At 69.9% G+C, this 22,322-nt stretch carries 14 protein-coding genes and 1 pseudogene; 6 read left to right on the plus strand and 9 right to left on the minus strand.

The window, feature by feature from the left end; genetic code table 11:
- Positions 1-19: 19 nt before the first annotated feature.
- Positions 20-1,297: a GAF domain-containing protein gene (locus tag ACH4ZA_RS04690; protein ID WP_398428241.1), complete on the minus strand. Its 1,278-nt coding sequence runs from the start codon at positions 1,295-1,297 to the stop codon at positions 20-22.
- A gap of 333 nt (positions 1,298-1,630) precedes the next feature.
- Positions 1,631-3,280: an acyl-CoA dehydrogenase family protein gene (locus ACH4ZA_RS04695; protein WP_398427993.1), complete on the minus strand. Its 1,650-nt coding sequence runs from the start codon at positions 3,278-3,280 to the stop codon at positions 1,631-1,633.
- Positions 3,281-3,403: 123 nt separating this feature from the next.
- Here ACH4ZA_RS04695 and ACH4ZA_RS04700 point away from each other — a divergent pair.
- Positions 3,404-4,528, plus strand: a pseudogene (locus ACH4ZA_RS04700) (YihY/virulence factor BrkB family protein); the annotation flags it as partial.
- 1,031 nt (positions 4,529-5,559) lie between these two features.
- Positions 5,560-6,336 (plus strand): helix-turn-helix domain-containing protein, encoded by a 777-nt coding sequence (locus tag ACH4ZA_RS04705; RefSeq protein WP_398427995.1) that lies wholly within the window; start codon positions 5,560-5,562, stop codon positions 6,334-6,336.
- 60 nt (positions 6,337-6,396) lie between these two features.
- Here ACH4ZA_RS04705 and ACH4ZA_RS04710 read toward each other — a convergent pair whose 3' ends face one another.
- Entirely contained in the window at positions 6,397-6,792 is a 396-nt protein-coding gene (locus ACH4ZA_RS04710; protein ID WP_398427997.1) for a VOC family protein, read from the minus strand.
- Positions 6,793-7,170: 378 nt separating this feature from the next.
- Between ACH4ZA_RS04710 and ACH4ZA_RS04715 the strand changes: the two genes are divergently transcribed.
- Together ACH4ZA_RS04715 and ACH4ZA_RS04720 are read left to right on the plus strand one after the other, a co-directional pair.
- Positions 7,171-7,821: a ThuA domain-containing protein gene (locus tag ACH4ZA_RS04715; protein ID WP_398427998.1), complete on the plus strand. Its 651-nt coding sequence runs from the start codon at positions 7,171-7,173 to the stop codon at positions 7,819-7,821.
- A 264-nt stretch (positions 7,822-8,085) separates the two neighbouring features.
- Positions 8,086-9,006, plus strand: a complete 921-nt coding sequence (locus ACH4ZA_RS04720; protein WP_398427999.1) for an oxaloacetate decarboxylase — start codon at positions 8,086-8,088, stop codon at positions 9,004-9,006.
- Between the two features lie 191 nt (positions 9,007-9,197).
- On the opposite strand, the gene ACH4ZA_RS04725 is transcribed toward ACH4ZA_RS04720, so the two are convergent.
- The 3 genes from ACH4ZA_RS04725 to ACH4ZA_RS04735 form a co-directional block, all read right to left on the minus strand.
- Positions 9,198-10,253, minus strand: coding sequence for a LacI family DNA-binding transcriptional regulator (locus tag ACH4ZA_RS04725; RefSeq protein ID WP_398428000.1), 1,056 nt, complete (start codon positions 10,251-10,253; stop codon positions 9,198-9,200).
- A gap of 280 nt (positions 10,254-10,533) precedes the next feature.
- Positions 10,534-11,658 (minus strand): LacI family DNA-binding transcriptional regulator, encoded by a 1,125-nt coding sequence (locus tag ACH4ZA_RS04730; RefSeq protein ID WP_398428001.1) that lies wholly within the window; start codon positions 11,656-11,658, stop codon positions 10,534-10,536.
- A gap of 181 nt (positions 11,659-11,839) precedes the next feature.
- The gene (locus tag ACH4ZA_RS04735) at positions 11,840-12,853 is read right to left on the minus strand and encodes a hydroxyacid dehydrogenase (RefSeq protein WP_398428002.1); all 1,014 of its coding nucleotides are present in this window, start codon (positions 12,851-12,853) and stop codon (positions 11,840-11,842) included.
- Between the two features lie 592 nt (positions 12,854-13,445).
- Between ACH4ZA_RS04735 and ACH4ZA_RS04740 the strand changes: the two genes are divergently transcribed.
- Positions 13,446-15,188, plus strand: coding sequence for a carboxylesterase/lipase family protein (locus ACH4ZA_RS04740; protein WP_398428003.1), 1,743 nt, complete (start codon positions 13,446-13,448; stop codon positions 15,186-15,188).
- 301 nt (positions 15,189-15,489) lie between these two features.
- On the opposite strand, the gene mmuM is transcribed toward ACH4ZA_RS04740, so the two are convergent.
- Together mmuM and ACH4ZA_RS04750 are read right to left on the minus strand one after the other, a co-directional pair.
- Complete coding sequence (gene mmuM, locus ACH4ZA_RS04745; protein ID WP_398428004.1) at positions 15,490-16,431, minus strand: homocysteine S-methyltransferase; 942 nt, start codon at positions 16,429-16,431, stop codon at positions 15,490-15,492.
- Between the two features lie 68 nt (positions 16,432-16,499).
- Entirely contained in the window at positions 16,500-18,704 is a 2,205-nt protein-coding gene (locus tag ACH4ZA_RS04750; RefSeq protein ID WP_398428006.1) for an autotransporter-associated beta strand repeat-containing protein, read from the minus strand.
- Positions 18,705-19,073: 369 nt separating this feature from the next.
- On the opposite strand from ACH4ZA_RS04750, the gene ACH4ZA_RS04755 reads away from it, so the two are divergent.
- Positions 19,074-20,486 (plus strand): RICIN domain-containing protein, encoded by a 1,413-nt coding sequence (locus ACH4ZA_RS04755; protein WP_398428008.1) that lies wholly within the window; start codon positions 19,074-19,076, stop codon positions 20,484-20,486.
- 7 nt (positions 20,487-20,493) lie between these two features.
- Here the strand turns inward: ACH4ZA_RS04755 and ACH4ZA_RS04760 are convergent, their stop codons facing one another.
- Positions 20,494-22,173 carry a rhamnogalacturonan lyase B N-terminal domain-containing protein gene (locus tag ACH4ZA_RS04760; RefSeq protein WP_398428010.1) on the minus strand — a complete coding sequence of 560 codons (1,680 nt, stop codon included), beginning with the start codon at positions 22,171-22,173 and terminating at the stop codon, positions 20,494-20,496.
- Positions 22,174-22,322 lie beyond the last annotated feature (149 nt).

The following is a 22,322-nucleotide window of genomic DNA, read 5'->3' on the forward strand; positions in this document are numbered from 1 at the left end:
CGCGGATGAATCACCGTTGCTACGGTGACGACGTTCTGTTTCTGACCACCGCCGGCGCGGTCGAATGGGGCAACAGCCCCCCGGGGTCCGCGGGCAGAAGCACGTCTACCTCGGCGTCCTCGCAGAAACGATACGGCCTGTGTTCCAGAAATCCCCCCAGGTAACGCCGTACCCGGGACATCTCGGCCCGCACGGTCACCGTGCGTTCCGCGTCGCCGAACATGTCCCGCGCGAGCTCCGCCGCACTGCGCCCACCGCGCTGCGCCGCCAGCAGATACAGCAGTTCCGCATGCCGGGGACTGAGTTCGTGGGACCACGAGCCCGCGTCCCCCGACACTGTCACCGACCACCGCCGGGATCTGCTCAGGTCCAGCACGATCCGGCTCCGACCGCTCGAAGGCCGCCCCGCCGCCTCGTCCACCGACCGCACCAGCCAACCCCCCGCCAGCGGCTCGAGAGTGCACAGCCCCAGCGCCGGAAGCCACCGACGCCCCGGGGACGGCGACTTGGGCAGCGCGATCCGGCTCGTGTACGGCATCCCGGTCACCGCGGCCGTCCAGCCCTCGCCGTCCACGGCCGCCGCCCGCCCGCCGATCCGGGCCAGCGCCGGAGCCGCCACCGCACGCAACCGCTCCAGCGAACCGAGATGCTTCTCGCGCAGTCCTGACTCGGCGAGCTTCGCCACCGAGTCGACCCATGCGAGGGTCGCCGGATGCATCGTCTCCAGCGGCCCGCTGACGTCGACGACGCCCAGCAGGCGGCCGTTGCGCGGATCGGTGATCGGCGCGCCCGCGCAGGTCCAGGCGGCGTGCGAACGCACGAAATGCTCGGCGGCGAACACCTGCACGGGCCGGCGCACCACCGCCGGCGTGCCCACGCCGTTGGTGCCCACCACCGCCTCGCCCCAGTCCGCGCCCAGCTCGAAGCCGAGCCCGTCGGCCTTGCGCAGCACCGGGCCGCAGCCCTCGCGCCACAGCACCCGGCCCTCCCCGTCGGCGACCACCATGATGTGGTGGGCGACGTCCGCGACCGACAGCAACCCCTCCCGCAGCACCGGCAGCACCTCGCGCAGCGGCGACTCCTCACGCCGCCGCCGGACCTCGTCGGCGCTCAGCAGCCCCGCCCGGACATCCCGCTCCGGATCGACGCCACTGCGCAGCAGGCGCTCCCACGACTGCGCGATCACCGGACGCGGCGCGACGCGCACCCGCTGGCCGGCCAGCCGGGCGTCACGGACCTCGTTGAGCACCCGCGCCGCCCGTGCGGCGTCGACGGCCGCGAGCTGCGGCACGTTCATCGGCGGCATCGCCACTGGGCCTCCCGGGGCCGGACACAAGCCGAGAACCGGATGTCAAGCGCCTGCGCCGACTGTTTCCGGTCTTACTGAGACATCCCATCTTGCCGTCCATCGGTGACGGAGGGACACACTCCGGTCACAACCACCGAAAGTTGCAACCCCCTGCAACCCTGGTGAACATCCACCCGGTGTTTGAAACTTGAGCCACGCCGTCCCGAGCGGCGATCCTGGCCTCGCAGGGCCATTGCGGCGGGGGTGGTGCCGTGTCGGCGCAGCACCACCCCCGCTTCCTGTTTCCCACATTTTCTCGCCCGCCATTCCCGGGCCCCGACGTCACACCCGGGGAGCGGCCCGCTCGACGAGCGCCGCCAGGTCCAGGCTGTGCGGCAACGTCCCGAAGGCCGCGCCCCCGTCCCCGCCCAGCCGCGAGGCGCAGAACGCGTCCGCAACGGCCGGCGGCGCGAACCGCACCAGCAGCGACCCCTGGAGCACCAGAGCGAACCGCTCCGCCAGCCGTCGGGCCCGCCCCTCGACCCCCTCCAGATCCGCCAGGTCGGTCAGCAGATCCTTGATCGCGCCGTCCAGCCGATGGTCGGCCCCCCGCGCCCGGCCCACCTCGTGGAGGTAGGCGTTCAACGCCTGCGGCTCCCGCTGCAGCGCGCGCAGCACGTCCAGAGCCTGGACGTTGCCCGCGCCCTCCCAGATCGAGTTCAGCGGCGACTCCCGCACCAGTCGGGGCATCCCCGACTCCTCCACGTAACCGTTTCCGCCGAGGCATTCGGACGCCTCCACCGCCACCGGAGCACAGCGCTTGGCCACCCAGTACTTGGCCGCCGGAACAGCGATCCGCAGAAAAGCCTGCTCCTGCTCGCCCCCGTCGTCACAGGCCGCCGCGAGCCGCAGGGCGAGCGTGGTCGCAGCCTCCGACTCCAGCGCCAGATCCGCCAGCACATTGCGCATCAAGGGCTTGTCGACGAGCTTCCCGCCGAACGCCGCACGATGGGAGCAGTGGTGGACCGCCTGCGCCACCGCCTGCCGCATCAGCCCCGCCGACCCCAGCACGCAGTCCAGCCGGGTCGCCGCCACCATGCCGATGATGGTCCGCACCCCGCGCCCCTCCTCGCCGACCCGGCGCGCCCACGTCCCGTCGAACTCGACCTCGGCGGAGGCGTTGGACCGATTGCCCAGCTTGTCCTTCAACCGCTGGAGGCGAAAAACGTTCCTGGAACCGTCTTCGAGAACGCGCGGAACGAGGAAGCACGTCAGCCCGTCGTCGCCCCCGCCGGACGCCGTCCGCGCCAGCACCAGGAATCCGTCCGACATCGGAGCCGAACAGAACCACTTGTGCCCGGTCAGCTCGTACGCACCGTCCTCCGCGAGAGGAGCGGCGACCGTCGTGATCGCCCGGACGTCACTGCCACCCTGTTTCTCCGTCATCCCCATGCCGAACAACGCACCGGCCTTCGATCCGGCCGGCCGCAGCTCTCGATCGTAGATCGTGGACGCCAGCCGGGGCTCCCACTCGGCGGCCAGTGCCGTATCGGCGCGCAGCGCGGGCACCGCCGCGTGGGTCATCGACAGCGGACAGCAGGTGCCCGCGTCGACCTGCGTCCACACCAGGAACCCCGCCGCCCGTCGCACATGCCCGCCAGGCCGCCCCCAGGCGCCGGTCAGCCCGGCCCCGACACCCTTGCCGAGCAGCCGATGCCAGGCCGGGTGGAAGTCGACCTCGTCGACCCGGTGCCCATGACGGTCATACGCACGAAGTTTCGGAGGATGGACGTCCGCCTGCGTCGCCCACTCCTGCAGCTGCGCGGATCCCGCCGCCCGCCCGAGCGCCGACAACTCGCCGCGCGCCTCGTCGAGCAGCCCCGGGTCCAGGTGCCGTTCCACAGCCGCCACCAGCGCACGGTCTGCGCCGTAGACGTCGTATCCGGTCAGGGGCGGGGGCTGGTTGGTCACCGTGTGCGTACTGCCTGCCATGGCCCGAACCTACCCCCGGGTACCGCGGTCATGACCGTCAGCGGCCCGCGTGCCGCTCCCCGACCCGGTGAAGAGGCCTTGCCGGGGGTGAGTGCAGCCCCGAACGGCGGATACCTTTAGGGCGTGCAGCCAGCAAGTCAGTCATCCGAGCAACCCGGGAGCCCCGCAGGGCGTCTCCACCGGGCGCGTGCCCTATACCGGAACGTCTCCAAACGGCGGACCGCCTGGCTGCTGTTGAAGGACACCGTCAACTCCTGCATCGAGTACCGCATCCTCGGTCTTGCTGCGGAAGCCGCTTTCTTCACGCTGCTCTCGGTCCCTCCGCTGCTCCTCAGCCTCATCGGCCTGCTCGGATACGTCGACGACTGGACCGGCACCGACACCATCACCAGCCTGGAGGCCAACCTCCTCGACGCCTCCCGCACGGTCCTGTCCGACAAGGGCGTGCGGCAGATCGCGCAGCCGATCCTCGACGACGTGATGACGGGCGGCCGCCCCGACGTCATCTCCATAGGCTTCCTGTTCGCCCTGTGGTCCGGCTCGCGCGCGGTGAACGTCTTCATCGACACCATCACCGTCATGTACGGCCTCGACGGCGTCCGCGGCATCGTCAAGACCCGGCTGGTGGCCTTCCTGCTGTTCGTCGGAGCCCTGCTGATCGGCTCGGTCGCGCTGCCGTTGATGGTCGCCGGCCCGGACGCGGTGGTCCGCGTCGTCCCCTGGTCGACCACCGTCGTGCAGGTCCTGTACTGGCCGGTCGTGATGGTCCTGTCCATCGCGTTCCTGACCACGCTCTACCACGTCTCCGTGCCCGTCCGATCGCCGTGGATCGAAGACGTCCCGGGCGCGCTCGTCGCCCTCGCCATGTGGGTGCTCGGCAGTTTCCTGCTGCGCATCTACCTGACGAGCACCATCGAGGGCGCCACCATCTACGGCTCCCTCGCCGCGGCCGTCGCCGTCCTGCTGTGGATCGGCGTGTCCGCGTTCGCGGTACTGGTGGGGGCCGCCGTCAACGCGGCCATCGACCGGGTCTGGCCGGCAGCCGCGACCGCCGCCGCCCGCGCCGCCAACGAACGGCTGCGCCAGGAGGAGGCGGCGGAGTACGTCGCCCGCATGGCCGCGGCCCGCTCCTTCGAGGACGACGACCCGGACGATCCCGACATGCCCTCCGAGTTCCCCGAGCGCTGGTCCCGCTTCCTTCCCCCGGAGGACGTGACGGGACGCTTCCGGAGCCATGTGAAGAGCGCCGCGAAGGGCAATGGCGTGAACGGGGTGAACGGCGCGAACAGGGGAAACGACAGCAACGACGCGGACTGCGCGGGCAGTGGCGGAAACAGGCCGGGCACCGGGAACAGCGTGAATACTGGAAACATCGTTACCAGCGGAAACGGCGTGAGCCGCGGAAACAGCGTGAGCCACGGAAACAGTGGGAATCCGGGCGGTAGCAGCGGGGTCGGCGGCAACGACGGAAACAGCGGTGTCGGAGGAACCGGAGGAAACGGTGAGGAACAGTTTCCCGGACAGTGAGCCGGGAGAAATTCGTCACGGTTTCCAGAAGCCCGTCTCCACCACCTTCCTCGGGAACTCCGCGAAGTGGAGTGGTGCGCGACCGAGCACTTCTTGTACGCCCGCCGAAAGGCAGGCGTTGCGTGTCAGTCCGGCAGCGACCCGAACAGCTCCCGTAACTCCCGTAGCTCTTAAGGAACGTAGCTTCCTCCGGCGGGAGCCGGAACCGGTCGACGCTTGCCGTCGTGACGCGCGGACAGACACCTGCGCGTAGGTCACGCCCTGCCCGGCCGCGCAGCCGATCTTCGCAACCGTTTCCCGGAACGTCAGCAGCCCGGGGCCATGACACGTCCAGCGACGGCCCCGGGCCCCCGGATACCGGTCGTCTCCGTAGGAGCCTTCACCGTCGCATCCGCTCCTCAGCCGCCTGCCGGACCTTCCCGTGATCGCGGCGTCTCCCAGGCGGCCATGGCCCGCCGATTCACCCACTTGGTCGGCCAACCCCGATGACCCACCTCGCCGGCCGGCGCGTCGCCCTCGCCGATACCCGACCGACTTGCCGACAGGGATGACACCATTGTCGCGATCGCTCGCCAGATGGGGGTTACGGGAGCGCATTCTCCCTGTCCAGCGACCTCAAGCGGGTTTTGGCGTCAGCCCTGCAGGGACCCCGGACGAGGGCGGTTCGGAGAGCCGGGGGACGGGGGAGGCGTGGTCGGGTGACGGCGATGACGGCGACGTACCCGCCCCTCCCCGCGGCGTAGGCTGGCGGCGTGTACGAGGAGCGAGCCTCCCGGCTGGACGGGGCGGTGGTGTGGACCAACCCGCCGTCGGCCTCGCCCCGTGCGTTTCCCGTGCTGCCCGACGGCTGCATGGACCTGCTGTACAGCGAGGGCAGACTGCTGGTCGCGGGCCCGGACACCCGGGCCTACCTGCCCGACGGTCCGCCGGTGCCCTGGTCGGGCATCCGCTTCTTTCCGGGCGCCGCGCCCGCTCTCCTCGGTGTACCGGCCCACGAACTGCGCGACCGACGCGTGGGGTTGGCGGATGTGTGGCCGGCGTCCGAGGTGCGGCGACTGACCGACCGGGTCGCCGCCGCGGTCCAACCTGCGGCGGAGCTGGAATCGTTGGCGCTGGAACGAGCGGCTCCCCCCGACCCGGAAATGCGCCGTCTCGTCACCCTCCTCGCCGCAGGCCGCGCGGTCGCTGCGACAGCCTACGAACTCGGCATCGGAGCACGCCAACTGCACCGCCGTTCGCTCGTCGCCTTCGGCTACGGACCCAAGACACTGGCCCGGATCCTGCGTCTGCAACGAGCTCTCGCGCTGGCCCGCGAGGGCGTGCCGCATGCGGACACGGCGGCTCGCACCGGCTACGCGGACCAAGCCCATCTCGCCCGCGAGGTGCGGGAGTTCACGGGCTTCACGCTCGGCGACTTGCTCCTGCACCGGCGGCCACCGACGCCAACGCCGCAGACCGGCCCTGTCGACCCGGCGCATCGGTCGCGGTCGGCCGAACCGCCGGGCGGCCCATCCGCACGGGCACATTGATCCAGCTGGGCGGGCTCGGCGAGCCGCCCTGCACGGCACCGACCGTCGAGCGTCCGGAGCCTATTGACCCAGCGGCGCGAAGAGGTCGACGCCGTTGCCGTCAGGGTCGTGCACGACGGCGTACCGCTGGCCCCAGAAGGCGTCCCAGGGCTTCAGCTCGCCCGGGTGCCCGGCGCCCACCAGGTCCGCATACACCGTGTCGACCTCGCCAGGTGTCTCACAACGCAGCGCGAGCGAGGCCCGTCCGCCGCCTGACGGCGCTCGCCACCCAGGGTGGAACGAACGGATCGTGTTCTCGGTGTCCAGCAGCAGACGCAGCCCGCCCGGCAGTTCGGCCTCGGCGTGCGGCTGTTCCTCTGAGCCTTCGGGGAAGTCGAACCCCAGCCGGCGGTAGAAGGCGACGGAGGCGGCCATGTCGGAGACGACCAGGCCGATGGCATCGAATCGTGGACTCATGAGGCCACGGTAGGCAAGGTCTCCCGAAACGGTCTTGAAAGAAACGGACACGCCCACGACTGACACGCCATGCCACGACCGACACGGCACGAACGGATACGTCCGAACGTTGTGGCTGGTCGGCCAGGGACGTCGATCCCGGGCGACCTGTCACAGAAAGCGGTTCCTGGACGTGCCGACCGCAGAATGCCGTTCCTCGCTGTTTCCGTGAGCGCCAGGTGACCGGATGGGAACTCGTCGTCCGCTGAGAGTTCCTCGGCCGCGGAGAAGTGACCTGGAAACGGATTCGACGCCTCGCCGCTTGTCCTGCCCCAACCTGCGGAAACCCTGCCGGGACCATCTCCTGAAACGGATACCCGCCGCTCTAGGCTCGTTGTCATGAACGCCCGTCTGCTCGTCTACAGCCGCACGGCCGGCTACCGCCATGACTCGATCCCGGATGCCGTCGCCGCGCTACGCGATATGGGTGAGTTCACCGTTGCGCACACGGAGGACCCTGCGGCCCTGGAGACCCCGCTGGACGGGTACGCGGCCGTGGTCTTCGTCTCCACCAGCGGTGAGGTGCTCACCCCGGGAGGGCGGGACCGGCTCTGCGGGTACATCGAGTCGGGCGGCGGCTTCGTCGGGGTACACGCGGCGGCGTGCACGGAGTACGACTGGCCGTACTACGGCGAGCTCCTTGGAACCCGGTTCGCCCGGCATCCCGACCATCAGCCCGGCAAGGCGCTGGTCGAGGACCACGACCACCCCGCCACCCGTTCTCTGCCGGCCGTCTGGGACTTCACCGACGAGTGGTACGACTTTTGCTCCAACCCACGCGGGCGGGTGCGCGTCCTCGTCACCGCCGACGAGACGTCGTACGAGGGCGGGAGCATGGGCCCCGACCATCCGCTGGTGTGGTGCCGCGACCAGGGTCGAGGGAGGGTCTTCTACACCGCGCTCGGCCACGCGGCCGAGGCCTACCGGAACCCCGACTTCCTGGCACACCTGCAAGGCGGCCTCCTGTGGGCCGCCGGGCTGCGTAACTGAGTTCCCAGCCGAAGCGAACCGGACCGGACCGAACTTCGGGATCGGACCGGACCGGACCGCGACGAATCGAGTGCCGAGGAGCGAGTTTCCAGTGACGTTTCTTCGGTGAACCGCTTGCGCCATCGGAGTGAGAGAGGACGGCACGGAGGAGAGAGTTCGTGCCCGACACGGACATCCTCGTGTTTCGGAAATCTGTTCCGGAAGCCTTTCCGGAACGGCTTGCGGAGATCGTTCCGGAAATGGGATGTCAGGAGGAGCCGTACGTTGACTCACGGGACCAAGCTGCGGGACCGGATCGCCGACCCGGGAACGACTCCGCTGATCGGCGTGTACGACATGTACTCGGCGTCGATCGCGGCGCAGCACTACGACGGGATGTTCGTCTCGGGTTTCGGCTTCGCCGCCTCGTACTACGGACTGCCGGACATCGGTTTCATCGCCTGGCCGGACATGATGGCGTTCGTACAACGGTTGCGAGGCGCGTTTCCGACCCACCATCTGCTTGTCGACATCGACGACGGTTACGTGGACCCGGAGGTCGCCTGCCACGTGGTGGAGGGGCTGGAGCGGATCGGAGCATCCGGCGTCATCCTGGAGGACCAGAAACGGCCGCGCCGGTGCGGTCACGCCGACGGCAAGCAGGTGCTGCCGTTGCGCGAGTACCTCGCCAAGCTGGAGATGGTGCTGGCCACCCGGCAGGACCTGGTGGTGGTCGCCCGCACCGACGCCACCGACGAGGACGACATCCTGCACCGGGCCGCGTCCCTGGCGGCCACGGACGCGGACGTGGTCCTGGTCGACGGTGTCCGCAGTGTGGAGTGGATCCGCCGGATCCGCGCCGTGGTCGGGGACAAGCCGCTGCTGTTCAACCAGATCGCCGGCGGCAAGTCGCCCCGGCTCTCCCTGGGCGAGCTCTCCGACCTCGGTGTGAACGTCGCCATTTACAGCACCCCATGTCTTTTCGCAGCCCACGAGGCCGTGCACTCCGCCCTCGCCGAGTTGAAGCGGACGGACGGCCGACTGCCGGTGTCGGACGCGGCGAACGGCGTGGGCGTGGCGACTGCCACCCGCCTGTTGGAGGGCAACATCGCCCATCGCCGCCCCGCCTCCAAAGACATGGCACACAGCCGGGAGTCGGCGAGGACCCAGGGCGACCTGCGGGACGGGGTGAACGCGGGGGTGTGAGGGCGGAGCCCGGACGCGGGCATCGGGCCGACCGGTGTACGGGCCGGGATGCGCGTGTGAACGCGCCACTTGCGGGGCGGGGGAGGGGGGCGCGAAGACCGGGATTAGCGCGAGGGCACCGGGCGGGGGCGGCGCGAGGATCGGGAGGGGCGGGAGGGCGCCGGACGGGGGCGGCGCGCCGGGCGAGTCCGTCAGTCCGGCGGCGGTGCCGTACTCGCTCGTGGGACCAGTCGCGTGGACAGTTCCGTCCGGGTTCCCTCCGGATGCTCTCCGTCCATCATCCGCACCAGTAACCGCAGTGCTGTCGCCGCCATTTCCCCCAGCGGCTGTCGAACGGTGGTGAGGGCGGGGGTCGTCCAGCGGGACTCCGGCAGATCGTCGAAACCGACCACGCTGACGTCGTACGGAACCCGCAACCCGCGTTCGGCCAGCGCCTGGTACACCCCGAGAGCCATCCGGTCGGAACAGACGAAGACGGCCGTCGGCGGCACGGGCAGGTTCAGCAGTTCGTGCATGCGGCGGTGGGCGACGGACTCGTCGAAGTCGCCGTTGCGAAGCAACTCGGGGCGGTGGGCGACTCCGGCGGACGTCAGCGCCGAGCGGTAGCCGGCGATTCTGGCGTTGCTGCACATCCTGCGGCGCGGCCCGGCGATCACGGCGATGTGCTCGTGCCCGAGTTCCAGCAGGTGCTGGGTCGCCGTCACCCCGCCCTGCCAGTTCGCCGCGCCGACGGAGACCACCCCGGGCGGTGGCTCGACCACCGGGTCGATCATCACGAACGGGATGCGGTGCTGCTCCAGCCAGGCGTACTGAGAACCCGTCAACTCGGCCAGGTTGAACAGGACTCCGGCGGATCCTCTGACAGTGAGCTTGTCGAGCCAGCCGCGCCGCGGACGGCCGGCGCGAGTGCGGGACAACGCCGCCGAGACGACGACGTCCAGGTCCGCGTCGTGCGCCGCCTCCTCCACGCCGTGCAGCACCGCGCCCGACCATGAGCTGTCCAGCGAGTGGACGACGAGGTCGATCAGCCTGGCCGGCTTCGCCGCGTCGAAGCGCGGTCTGCGCACGTAACCGAGCCTGTCGAGCGCCTCGGTGACCCGGCGTCGGGTCTCCGGAGCGACGTCTTCCCTGCCGTTCACCACCTTGGACGCGGTCGGCACCGACACCCCGGCCTCACGGGCGACGACCGCCAGGGTCGGCCCGGCCGGCACGCCAGGACTCGTGCTCGCACCCGCCGTGCGCACCATCGGGAACCACCTCTCCGGCCCGCCCGTGGGCCAGTGAAAGTTCGACCAGCGCCGTTTCGGAGCCGATCCCGAAACAGACGACCCAGCAGAAAGCGCTTGCTATCCTAGGTGTGCCTCAGCGCGGCGTGAAGACACCTGGGGACGGGAGATCATTCCGAGCGCATTCTTCGGGCCGTAGGCCCGGATGGGCATCTGCGCTTCGGCGACGCTGAACTGCAGAGGGCTCGAAGCCCGATGATGCGAGTGTCGGACGGTGCCGACACGCGGCGTTGCGACGGTTTCAGCGACCGTGTTGCGGCGGTCGCACCGAGTCCCGTACGACGACGTGGGTGCCCAGTACCAGGTGCTCGACCTCCCCGCCCTTGCGTCGGGCGAACGCTCCTGAGCCCTCCCGCCGATCGGCCACCGCGCGCAGGGCGACCCGGCCCATCTCCTCGTACGGCACGTGCACCGTGGTGAGTCGGGGCGTGAGCCGGGAGGCCAGGGGGGTGTCGTCATAGCCCGTGACCGACACGTCGTCCGGCACTCGCAGCCCGGCTGCCCGCACCGCTTGCATGGCCCCTGCGGCGACGATGTCGGTACCGGCGAGGACAGCGGTGAAGTCCGGAGTCTCGTGCAGGGCGGCCTCCACCGCCGCGTACCCGTGCACGTCGTCGTACGGGCCGTGCCGCACCAGCCCCGGGTCGAACGGCGCGCCGTAGGCCTCGAAGGCCCGCCGTGCCCCGTGCAATCTGCCCTGCGCCGTGGTCAGTTCGGCGGGGCCCGGCAGGACTAGGACGCGCCGGTGGCCGGCCGACAGCAGGTGGCTCGCCATGGCGTAGGCGCCGGACTCGTTGTCGTAGCCGACCGTTGTCGCCGGGACGTCGCTCTCCAGCGGCGGCCTGCCGACCAGGACCAGATGAGAGCCGGCCGCGTCCAGGGACCGTGCGAAACGGGCCATGCGCAACTGGTACGCGTCGTGGTCGTGGGCGCCGCCGAGCAGGACCACCGCCGCGACGCCCTGTTGGCGCATCATATTGACCAGGGCGAGCTCACGTTCGGGATCGTCGCCCGTCGTGCCGACGAGCGAGAGCCAGCCCCGCAGTGCGGCCGCGCCCTCGACGCCCTTCGCCACATGGGCGAACGCCGCGCCGGTGATGTCGTTGACGAGTATCGCCACCGTCGGAGTCCCGCCCCCGGCCAGGGATCGTGCATGCGCGTTGGTGACGTAGTCCAGGTCGCCGACCACCTGCATCACGCGGCTGCGGATGTCGTTCGAGACGGGGTAGTTGCCGGAAAGGACCCGGGAAACGCTTGCCACCGACACCCCCGCTCGATGCGCGACGTCCCTTATCGTCACCCGGCCGGCTGTCCCGGTCGTCCTGCTCTGACTCACGTTGCCGCTCCTTACCGTCGTGGGCACCATGACGGACGCAGTGGAGGCCCTGGTCGTGGAGACCCTCGTGGCCTGTTCACCGGACGAGCGATGCCCGGCCCCCAGGTGGGTGCGGGAAACGTATCCCACTGCTCGTCACAGGGGACGGGCCTGTGGATAACCCCAGGGACCCCTGGCGACGACTGTGCGGAAACGGGAAGAAGCCCAGCTGTCACGCCACCCTGGCCAGGTCTGCGCGGCGAACCTCGTGGGCGAGCGGAAGCCCCTCGGCCAGCCGTTCCAGCTCTTCGACGACGATCCGGCCGAGTCGCTCCAGTTCGTTGCCGAGCGATCCGGCGATATGCGGCGTGAGGAACGCGTTCGGCAATCGGTACAGCGGGGAGTCGGCGGGCAGCGGCTCGGGGTCGGTCACGTCCAGGACCGCGTGAAGGCGCCCCGCGACCAGTTCGTCGGTGAGGGCGACATGGTCGACGAGGGCCCCTCGCGAGGTGTTGATCAGGACACCGCCGTCGCGGATCAGGGCGAGCCGGTCACGGTCGAGCATGTGCCGGGTCTCCGGAATGTCGGGCGCATGCAGGCTGACGATGTCGCTCCGCCGCAGCAGTTCCTCCAGGGAGAACAACTGCGTGCCGAGTGCTGCGGCCTCGGCCGCGTTCACGTAGGGGTCGTGCAGGAGAAGGTCGAAGTCGAACGGGCGGAGCAGCTCCAGCAGGCGACGTCCCACACGGGAGGCTCCGATGACGCCGACGCGGCGGCCGAGGTTGCCGGTGGCGGCGGTTTCCTCGTGTGCCGGGTGAGCGTGGGTGCGACGGAAGCGCTCACGGTGGGCGAAGGCGTCCTTCCCTGCGAGGAGGATCATCGCCAGGGTGTATTCGGCGACGGGAAGGGCGTTCCCGGTCACCGCGCTGGACACCGAGACCCCTTGACCCCACAGGGCCTCGCCGACCAGTGAACGGACCGAGCCCGCGGCATGCAGGACGGTGCGCAGCCGGGGGGCTCCGGCCAGCGCGCCCGCATCGAGACGGGGACACCCCCAGCCGGTGATCAGGACGTCCGCTTCGGCCAGCAGTGACGCGGCGGCGGCATCGCCGAAGTCCCGCACGACCACCCCGGGGTCGATGTCTGCCGTCCGCTGCAGTCGGTCCAGGAGCGGTGCGGGGAACAGCAGGGGGAGGTGCACCGGATCCATGGCGAACACGGCCCTGGGCAGCTGCGTGCTGGGCATGACTCTCCTGAGGTGCTGGGGAAACGTTTGTGAAAGCGTTTTCTACGCTAGTTCTGGCGTCCGGGGGCGGTCAATCCGTAGGACGGGGGCACGTCGGGTGGGAAAGTTTCCGTGAGTTTCGGAGCGGCACGCCACCTCGGTGAGGCGCTCATCGGCAACCGGGCGACGTATCGGCTGTCTGTGGCCTGGGCGCACACCAGGATCCCGACCGCCGGGCAACCTGATTCAGCAACCGTTTCCTACCTGTTGCTGCGGTGCAGAGTGCAGTGGTCTGCACGTCGCTCCGAGTGCTCGCAGGCCCTGAGCCCTTTCGGAAACGCCCTTGCTTCGGTGCTACCGCCACCCGGACGTTCTCTCCTGCGATCCCCGGTCACCGAGGAAGGCAGGCACCGCAGGGGATCACCCGGCCGACTGCGACTGCGACTGCGACTGCGACTGCGACCGCGACGGTGAGTGCGGCTATGACCGTCGGCTCAGGCATGCCGGGGTACGCCGAACGGAGCTCTCACCGGCTCGTGCTGCGGAATACCGGCCGTTGTTGTGGTGCTCTGGTCATACCCGGTGCGCGAGCGCGGCGAAGGGCTGGTGACAGATGGCGGCAGACCGGACGAACCCTGCGGGCCCGGCAGGGCAGGGCCCTGACCCCGCCCGTGCCCCCGATCCTGGCGTCCGTCCCCTCGCCACCACTCCGTACGGGGTGGTGCGCGGCAGATACGAGCACGGCGTCGCCGTCTTCAAGGGCATCCCCTACGCGTCGCCGCCCTTCGGCGTCCGCCGGTTCAGGCCACCGGCGCCGCCCGCACCGTGGAACGGCGTGCGCGACGCCGGCTCCTTCGGCCCGACGCCGCCGAAACCGCCGTACTCCGACGCCTTCGCCAAATATCTGTCCGACCCCGTCGTGCCGGGCGACGACTGCCTCAATCTCAACGTCTGGACCCCCGAGCCCGGCCCCGGCACACGGCTGCCCGTCGTCGTATGGCTGCACGGAGGTGCCCTGACCAGGGGCTCTTCGGCCATCCCGGTCTACGACGGGCACCGTTTCGCACGCAACGGAACCGTTTTCGTATCGATCAACTACCGACTGGGTGTGGAAGGCTACGGACTTTTCCCCGACGCCCCCGCCAACCTCGGTCTTCGTGACCAGCTGGCCGCGCTGGAATGGGTCCACCGCTCGATCAGGGCTTTCGGCGGCGACCCCGACAGGATCACCCTGGCAGGGCAGTCCGCCGGGGCCATCAGCGTCGGCGCACTGATCGCGGCCCCGCAGACGCAGGGCCTGTTCCGGCGCGCCGTCCTGCAGAGCGGACCGCCGGAGGCCCTCGACCGGGACAAGGTCCGCCGTATGGTGCGACGCATGGCCGCCCGGCTGAAGATCCCCGCCACTGCGGAGGCCTTCGCCGCCGTGGACCGGGCCCTGCTGCTGCGCACCCAGGCCGAGGTCGGCAGACTCAGCAGCCCGGTCCTCGGAGGTCCCGCCTTCGGCATCGTCGTCGACGGCGATCTCGTGCCGCGTGACCCCCTGTCGGCACTGGTGGACGGGGACGTCGCCGTCGGCGTCGACCTGCTGTTGGGCTGGACGCGCGACGAGTACCGGCTCTGGCTGGTGCCAGGCGGACTCCTCGAGCGCGTCGACCGGCTGGGCGCCGTCGCCCTCGCCGGCGCGATGGCCCGTTGTCACTGCGGGCCCGAGGTGCCGCGCGGCTATCGAGCCCTGCACCCCGAGGCCGGTCCCGCCGAGATCGTCGGTCAGATGGTCACCGACAGCCTGCTGCGGCTGCCCCTACGACGCCTGGCGGACGCCCGCCCCGGCAGGTCATACGTCTACGAGTTCGCCTGGCCCTCGCGCCGGCCCGGCCTCGGTGCCTGCCACGCCCTCGAACTGGGCTTCGTCTTCGACACGGGCGAGGCCCCGGAGTCCGCGAAACTCGCCGGGGACACAGGCCCCCAGGAACTCGCCGACGCGATGCACGGGGCGTGGACGCGCTTCGCGGCGACCGGAGATCCCGGGTGGGAGGCGTGGAACGCGGCGCATCCGGTGCGGATCTTCGGGGAGGCGGACGGCGTTCGCGGACCGCGGGAACGCGATCGGGCGCCGTCCGGGGCCGACGCGGAGCCGTCCGGGACCGGCGGCTGGGCGTACACCGCTCACGGTGTGCGCGACCGTGAGCTGGCGCTGTGGGCGACGCCGTCGCCCACAGCCACCCTCTTTGAGGAGCCCGACGACAAGATGCCCACGGCGGACCAGTCGTCGGCCGGTTTCACCGCACGCGGCACAGAGCTGAGGTCGGCCGTGCGCCGACTGCGCCGGGCCACCGGGGGGACGCGGGAAAGCTGACGGAGGGGATACCTGAGCGGGTCGGGAGGGGAACGGAATGTCGTCGTAACCGGTCGGCGAAACACCGCCGGGCATGACCGCGACAGCGGACATGGGTGCAGGGCCGTCACCGTGCCGTGCCGAGTTGCTGCACCTCTGCACGGGCCCTCGTGTCCCGAACGGTGTCGCACAGTGTTTCCGCAGATTCTCGGACTTCCCGCTCCCTGCGCCACTTCTCTTCGGGATCCGGGGCAGCACCACCCGCCCTTCCGAGCGGGGGCGACGCCGGCAGAAACGGGTTGCCGCCGGGAAAACCGAAGACCTAAGCGGAGGCCAGTGTCCGGGCGATGGAGGCGACCGCCTCCGGGCCGACCCGGCAGCAGCCTCCGATCAGCCGGGCCCCTGACTGTCGCCAGGCCAAAACCTGCTCGGGGGCGAAGGTGGAGCGTCCGACCCAGGCGCGTGCCGTGGCGTCCCAGGCCTCACCGCTGTTCGGGTACACGACGACCGGCTTGCCGGTCACCCGTGCCGCCGTCGCCACGGCGGCGTCGACGTCCCCCGGAACGCAGCAGTTCACGCCGACCGCGATCACCTCGTCCATCTCGGCGGCCGGCGCGAACGCCTCCTCCAACGGCTGCCCGGCCCGTGTACGGTCACCGTCGATCGAGTACGACAGCCAGGCGGGCACGCCGATCCCGCGCACCACTCGCAACAGGGCTTCGGCCTCGTCGGCGTCGGGAACCGTTTCGAGAGCGAGTACGTCAGGCGCCGCGGCGGCCAGGACCTCCAGACGCGGCCGGTGGAAACGTTCCAGCTCGGCGACGCTCAGCCCGTAACGGCCCCGGTACTCGGAACCGTCCGCGAGCATCGCGCCGTACGGCCCGACCGACGCCGCCACCCACAGCGGGTGCGTCACTCCCTGAACCCGGGCCTGCCGAGCCGCGTCCCGGGCCAGCTCCACGCTCAGCCCGAGCAGCCGGGCCGCTTCCTCGTGATCGATCCCCCGTTTGGCGAAGCCCTCGAACGTGGCCTGGTAACTGGACGTGATCGCCACGTTCGCGCCCGCCGCGAAGTAGGCGAGATGCGCCTCGGCGATCGCTTCGGGTTGTTCCGCCAGGAGTCGCGCCGACCACAGTTCGTCGCTGAGGTCGTGCCCGGCGGACTCCAGCTGGTTCGACATGCCGCCGTCGAGGACGACGGCTCCGGCGGCGAGTGCGGTGGCGAGGGTGGTCTCCGCGTGCGGGGCAGGGGTGTCGCTGGTCATGTCACGACGCTAGTCGAAGAGCCGGCGGAAGGCCCGACGGGTCCAGTCCATGAACAGATCGCCCTCACTCACCGCCCGTGCGCCGCGCGCCGGCCGCCCCGACGGCGTCCCCTGCCCCGCGTGCGCCTGGTCGCCGGAAACAGCAGCGCGCCGAGCAGGCCTGCTGCCAGCACATAGGGCCACCAGCCGAACGCGCCGCCCTCGGCGGAGCCGGTACCGCGGGTGTCGCCCGACGCGACTCCGGACGAGGCCTGCCCGCGCACATCCGCCGAGGCGCTCGCGGCGGTCGCGGTCAGGACGACGTCGTTCCCGTCGCCGCCCTTGTAGCTGATCCGGTAAACGGTGTCGGCCAGTTTCACCTCGGTGCCCTCGCGCAGTCCGTCGAACGTGCCGGTGGTCGGCCCGTCGCCGGTGTGTTCCAGGACGCGGATCTCTCGGCGAGGGGTTGCACGGGACGCGGCGGACGACGGTCCGGCTACGCCGTCGGTCTGTGGGGAAGCGGCTTGCGGGGTCTTCGCCGGGGTGATCGCCCCGGCGGCCGACAGATCGAGTCCGCCCTGCAGGCTCACCTTTCCGCCGACCTTCAACGGCGTTCCCGTGAGGACCAGTTGGCCCTTGTCGGTCTGTGTGTAGCCGGCGGTGACCGTCAGCCCGCACGTGACGACGCCCTCGTTCGTCACGGCCCCTTTCACGGTGCCCGTGCCGCTGAGGGCGCTCATCACCCGCAGTGGCGAGCCTCCGGTGTCCAGACGTGCCGCGGCCGACGTCAGCCGTACCGCCCTGCTGTTGGCGAGGTTTGCACCGTCCGCGAGCGCGAGCGTTCCCTGCTTGATCGTCGTCGTCCCCGTGTAGGTCACAGCGGGGCCCGTGAGGGTCGTCGTCGCGGGTCCTGACTGGACGAGTGAGCCGCTGCCTCCGAGCCGGGACAGCGAGAACGCTCTCTTTGCGTTACTCACGACGAGCGTGCCGTCGTTCACGATACGGCGCCGGTCCGTGCCGGTGAGCAGCGAGCCGTCGCCCTGTGCCGATCCGAGCCGCAGGACCGCACCCTTGTGCACTGTTGTGGAACCGTCGTAGTACTGATCCGCGGCGAATGTGACGTCGTTTCCCTTCGTTCCCGCGATGACGACGTCCCCGGCGCCGGGCGCGGCCAGGGTGTCGTGGTATCTGCCGCCGCCGATCGGCGCGCCGAGAGTGACCGGCCCGTTGTAGTCGAAGGTCAGCAGGGACCGCCGTCCGCTGGCCTCGTGCATGTTGATGTAGACGGTGTCCTTGGTCCCCGGCATGAAGATCTTGTGCGTGGTGCCGTCACCCCACTGCACGTTCGCGCCCTCGATGTTGGTGCCGCGCTTGTTCAACTGGTGTGCCACCGGACGCCAGTTGATGCCCGGGTCGCTGAGCGAGGGGTGCGCGTCGCCGCCCTGGTCGCTGTAGCTGTACTGCCCGGAGAGGATGACCTTGCTGCCGGGCCGCGTGTGGACGTTGACGTCGCTGCCGTACTCCCGCTGGTAGAAGTTCTGGCGCAGGGTGATCGTCTGGTTCAGCGGGGTGTCGATGATCCAGGAGCCCTGGTTGACGATCGCTCGGGCGTCGGGCAGTGATACCGGGAACTCGGGACGGCCCACCGCGGCGCCCGTGCCGTTGTCGATGACTCCCGAGAACGGGTGGGTGCCCGCCAGATCGAGCGTGCCCCACATGTTCCGGGGCTGGGTGACCAGACCGGACCCGCTGATCGTGCCGATGTTGAACGTGCGGGTCAACGACAGCCGGAGCGTGCCGTCGACGCGGACGTTGAGCTGGTTGAGCCGGTAGCCGGGCGTGTCGTAGGGAAAGTGCCCGATCAGACCGGTGCCTTTACCGGTTCCGTACTGCAGGGTCGCCCCGCGTGCGACGGTGATCGCCGGCGGGTCGGGGTTGCTGACCGTGGTGTACGGGTGGTTCCCGCCCTGGGTGCGCACCACCTGTCTGCGCCGGGACTCCGGCAGGGTGAAGTCGCTGTCCCTGGTCAGGACGAGCGTTCCGCCACCTCGTACGGTGAGCGTCCCCTGGCCGCGGAAAGCGCCGTCGTACGTCGTTGTCCCCGCGGGCACGGTGACCACCGTGTCGCCGGCGAGGGTGACGTCCCGGTCCGCGAGGACGTCGGCGGTGACGTCACGGGGGCCGGCGGCCACCGCGGGGGGAGCGGCGACCAGGAGTGCGGCCGCGACCGTCATGAGGACGCCGAGGCCTGCTGCTGAGGTGGGGTAAGGGCTGCGCACACATCGGAGACGCATGGGCCCGACAGCGATAACACAAATTTTCTCCTGGGATCGTCCGCAGGTTTCCCCGGCCCGGAGGGGGATGCGGCGGCAGCGTGGAGAAACGTCGCGGAAAGGGCTTTCTGGCAAGTCACGTCAGACCCGTTGACCTCCTCGTAACACGCCCTTACCTTTTCGGCGTTCGTCACTCCACTTCTTGTTCGCAGTTCCGGACGCCCCTTTGGCGTCGAGAGGAGCTGCGCGGCCCGCATTTCCGTCCTCCCCCCACCGCGCCGACCCACAGGCCCTGCGCCGCACCCGGACCCCTGCCCCGCGCCGGACCTGGACGGCAACCCCCGGAGTCGGGTGCCCCGGTCGCCGACACCATGAAAGAGAGCCCGTGAGATGAGACGTGCGTACACAACCCTGCTCGCCCTGTGTCTGGCCCTGACCGGCGCGCTTGCCATGGCCGGACCTGCCCAGGCGGCGCCCGTGTCGATCGCCAACGGCACGCAGTTCAAGGACACCTCGGGCGATCCGCTGCACGCTCACGGCGGCGGAGTCCTCAAAGTCGGCTCCTACTACTACTGGTTCGGCGAGGACCGCAACGCCGACAACACGTTCCGGTACGTGGACGCCTACCGTTCCACCGACCTCAAGAACTGGGAGTTCCGCAACCATGTGCTGACCCAGTCGAGCGCGCCCGAGCTGGCCACCGCCAACATCGAACGCCCGAAGGTCGTCTACAACGCGGCCACCGGCAAGTTCGTGATGTGGATGCACAAGGAGAACGGGACCGACTACAGCGAGGCGCGAGCCGCCGTCGCCGTGTCGGACACCGTCGACGGCGACTACGCCTGGCAGGGCAGCTTCCGGCCGCTCGACCAGCACATGTCGCGCGACATCACGGTCTTTGTGGACAGCGACGGCGCGGGGTACATGGTCTCGGCGGCGCGCGAGAACTACGACCTGCAGATCTACCGGCTGACCGCCGACTACACCGGTGTCGCAAGCCTTGTCGCCGACCCCTGGCACAACGGCCACCGCGAGGCGCCGGCGCTGTTCAAGCGCAACGGCGTGTACTTCATGCTCACCTCGGGCGCCACCGGGTGGAGCCCCAACCAGCAGCAGTACGCGACGGCCACCTCTCTCGCCGGTCCCTGGACGGCCATGACGAACGTCGGCGACGCGACCGCGTACGGCTCGCAGACCGCGTACGTCCTTCCCGTCCAGGGGACCTCGGGTACCTCCTACCTGTATCTGGGCGACCGCTGGGGCGACTCCTTCGGCGGCACCGTCAACGACTCCCGCTACGTCTGGCTGCCGTTGGCCTTCCCCACATCCACCTCGCTGTCGATGTCATGGACCCCCGAGGTGACGGTCGACACCGTCACCGGGACGGTCACGGGCACGAGCGCCGCCTACAACACGCTCGTCGCCCGACACAGCGGCAAGTGCGCGGACGTCCCCGGCCAGTCGCTCTGGGCGGGAGTCCAGATCAAGCAGTACGACTGCAACGGCGGCAACAACCAGAAGTACTGGTTCAAGCCGGTCGGAAGCGATTACTACCAGTTGGTCGTCCGCAGCAGTTCCCTGTGCGTGCGGGAGAACGCGGGCACGGTGAGCCAGGAGGACTGCAATGTCTCGTCCACCGCTCAGCAGTGGTCGCTGAAGACGTCGGGGAGCTACGTGAACATCACGTCGCGCGCGAGCGGAAAGTGCCTGGACGTGAACGGCGCGTCCACCGCCAACTCCGCCGCGATCATCACGTACGCGTGCAACGGAGGTGCCAACCAGCAGTGGACACGCGGCTCTTGATCATCTGTCATGCGAGCAGGTCGATCGCGTCGATCGAGGTGCCCGCGCTCTGGTAGGAGGTCGTCCCGGACCCGCTCACCACGTTGATCTTCAGTACGTTGTACTGGCCGGGGTCCGTGAGCCACGCGCTCGCGGGGACGTTGTAGGTGAACGTGTGGTTGTTGCCCCGGTAGGACCCGTTGGTCAGGGACCGGGTGCTCGGCTGGGTGGGCGGGGACGGAACGGTGGAGGTCCAGGCGTCGTTCACGACGACCTGCGGCCGGCCGTTGGCGTAGGCCGTCGTCACGCCGATGCGCAGTGTGTGCGCGGCGGCGGCCTGGGCGGCGGTTAGCTTGAAGTACACGAGCAGGCCGCTGTTGACGTCCTTCCAGAGGTAACAAGGGAACGCCGAGGTCTCGTTGCCGCTGCCGATGACGACGTTTCCGGTCCACGCCGAGGCGCGGACGTCCGAAGGGTGCGCGTACGTCATGAGGTCGGCGTTCTTGAAGCCGCTCGGTGTGCCGGTCCAGTCGTTGATCCGCCAGATCGCGCTCGCGTTGCTCGGATCGTTCGAGGAAGGGACAGCGAACGAGTTCAGCGTGGTCGTCGTGCCGGCGCTCACCGTCACCTGCGTGGTGTACACGGCCAGCTCGCTCTTGTGGACGGTGAGCGTGTACGTCCCCGGAAGCACGCCTGCGATCGAGAAGTAGCCGTCGGACGCACGCGCCGAACCCCAGTACTGCGCGTTCGCGTTGGCCAGGCCTACCGTGTAGGGGTGGGCCGTGTTCCGCCCCGTGATGCCCACCCCCGCGACCCGGCCGCGGCCGCTCGCGCCGACGTACCCCGCGATGCCGAGCGAGTCCGCCCACGAGGTGCTCAGCGTCCCCGGGAACAGCGAGGAGGCGGGAGCGCCGCCGTTGGTGAAAGCGATCACGTACGGGCCCTGGAGGCCGAAGCGCTGTGCCTCCGTCTGGTTCTGGCCGTAGTAGAGGATCTCGTACAGGCCGCCGCCGTCGGCGCTCTGATGGCGCAGGAGAGAGCGGTAGAAAGGGCCTCCGGAGGCTTTCTCGTGGTTGCTGCGCACGATCCACAGACCGACGCCGCCGGCCGACCAGCCGATGTAGTCGTAGTCCATGACGCGCAGCCTGGAGTAGTGCTTGGAACGGGTCTGGCCGTTGGACTTCGCGAAGACGTCCGACGCCTCGATGGTGCTGGTCGTGTATGTGTATGAGTCCGGCTCGTCGTTGAGGAAGAGGCCGGCCCTGACCCGCACGATGTAACGGGTTGCCGAAACGGACGTGTCGGCCTTGTTGGTCCACAGGTAGATGTTGTTCTCGCCGCTGCGTGCCGCGTAGTAGTGCCGGAGCGTGCCGTGCGTGACGGAGATCAGAATCGTCGCGCCGGACCGCGCGATCGTCACGGTGGAGCTGCCGAGGCCGGACTCGATGTGCGAGTTCTTGCCGCCGTAGCCCTGGTACTCGGTGCCCCGGTAGAGCAGCGAGGTCAGATCGCCGGTGGACTTGCTGACCTTGAAGACGAGGTCCGCACCGGTGTCGACGACGTAGTGCGAGCCGTCGTCGGTGTAACCGAAGGCCGCGGCGAGGGCGGGGGCGGCGAGCGGCCCGGCCAGGGCGGCGGAGCCGGCGGCGACCGCGGCGCCGAGGACGAAGGTGCGGCGTCGGACCGGGTGATCAGCGGATCCGGACATGGGGGTGCCTCCTTCGGGAGGTGGGGGTGCGGATGTCTGAGAGGGTGACAGTTGAAACGATTTCGCGAAAGGGCTTTCACGCTCACGAGGTCGACAGTTCTACGAAATCTGCGCAAGGTCTAGAAAGCGCTTGCCGGAGGCGGTACGGT

Source organism: Streptomyces sp. NPDC020597 (assembly GCF_044335095.1).
Lineage (GTDB): Bacteria > Actinomycetota > Actinomycetes > Streptomycetales > Streptomycetaceae > Streptomyces.

What these genes read in the sequence shown, in the direction of transcription:
- ACH4ZA_RS04690 (WP_398428241.1), bottom strand. Translation starts at nt 1,297, where the DNA reads ATGAACGTGCCGCAGCTCGCGGCCGTCGACGCCGCACGGGCGGCGCGG.
- ACH4ZA_RS04695 (WP_398427993.1), bottom strand. Translation starts at nt 3,280, where the DNA reads ATGGCAGGCAGTACGCACACGGTGACCAACCAGCCCCCGCCCCTGACC.
- ACH4ZA_RS04710 (WP_398427997.1), bottom strand. Translation starts at nt 6,792, where the DNA reads ATGAGTCCACGATTCGATGCCATCGGCCTGGTCGTCTCCGACATGGCC.
- ACH4ZA_RS04715 (WP_398427998.1), top strand. Translation starts at nt 7,171, where the DNA reads ATGAACGCCCGTCTGCTCGTCTACAGCCGCACGGCCGGCTACCGCCAT.
- ACH4ZA_RS04725 (WP_398428000.1), bottom strand. Translation starts at nt 10,253, where the DNA reads ATGGTGCGCACGGCGGGTGCGAGCACGAGTCCTGGCGTGCCGGCCGGG.
- ACH4ZA_RS04730 (WP_398428001.1), bottom strand. Translation starts at nt 11,658, where the DNA reads ATGGTGCCCACGACGGTAAGGAGCGGCAACGTGAGTCAGAGCAGGACG.
- ACH4ZA_RS04735 (WP_398428002.1), bottom strand. Translation starts at nt 12,853, where the DNA reads ATGCCCAGCACGCAGCTGCCCAGGGCCGTGTTCGCCATGGATCCGGTG.
- ACH4ZA_RS04740 (WP_398428003.1), top strand. Translation starts at nt 13,446, where the DNA reads ATGGCGGCAGACCGGACGAACCCTGCGGGCCCGGCAGGGCAGGGCCCT.
- mmuM (WP_398428004.1), bottom strand. Translation starts at nt 16,431, where the DNA reads ATGACCAGCGACACCCCTGCCCCGCACGCGGAGACCACCCTCGCCACC.
- ACH4ZA_RS04750 (WP_398428006.1), bottom strand. Translation starts at nt 18,704, where the DNA reads ATGCGTCTCCGATGTGTGCGCAGCCCTTACCCCACCTCAGCAGCAGGC.
- ACH4ZA_RS04755 (WP_398428008.1), top strand. Translation starts at nt 19,074, where the DNA reads ATGAGACGTGCGTACACAACCCTGCTCGCCCTGTGTCTGGCCCTGACC.
- ACH4ZA_RS04760 (WP_398428010.1), bottom strand. Translation starts at nt 22,173, where the DNA reads ATGTCCGGATCCGCTGATCACCCGGTCCGACGCCGCACCTTCGTCCTC.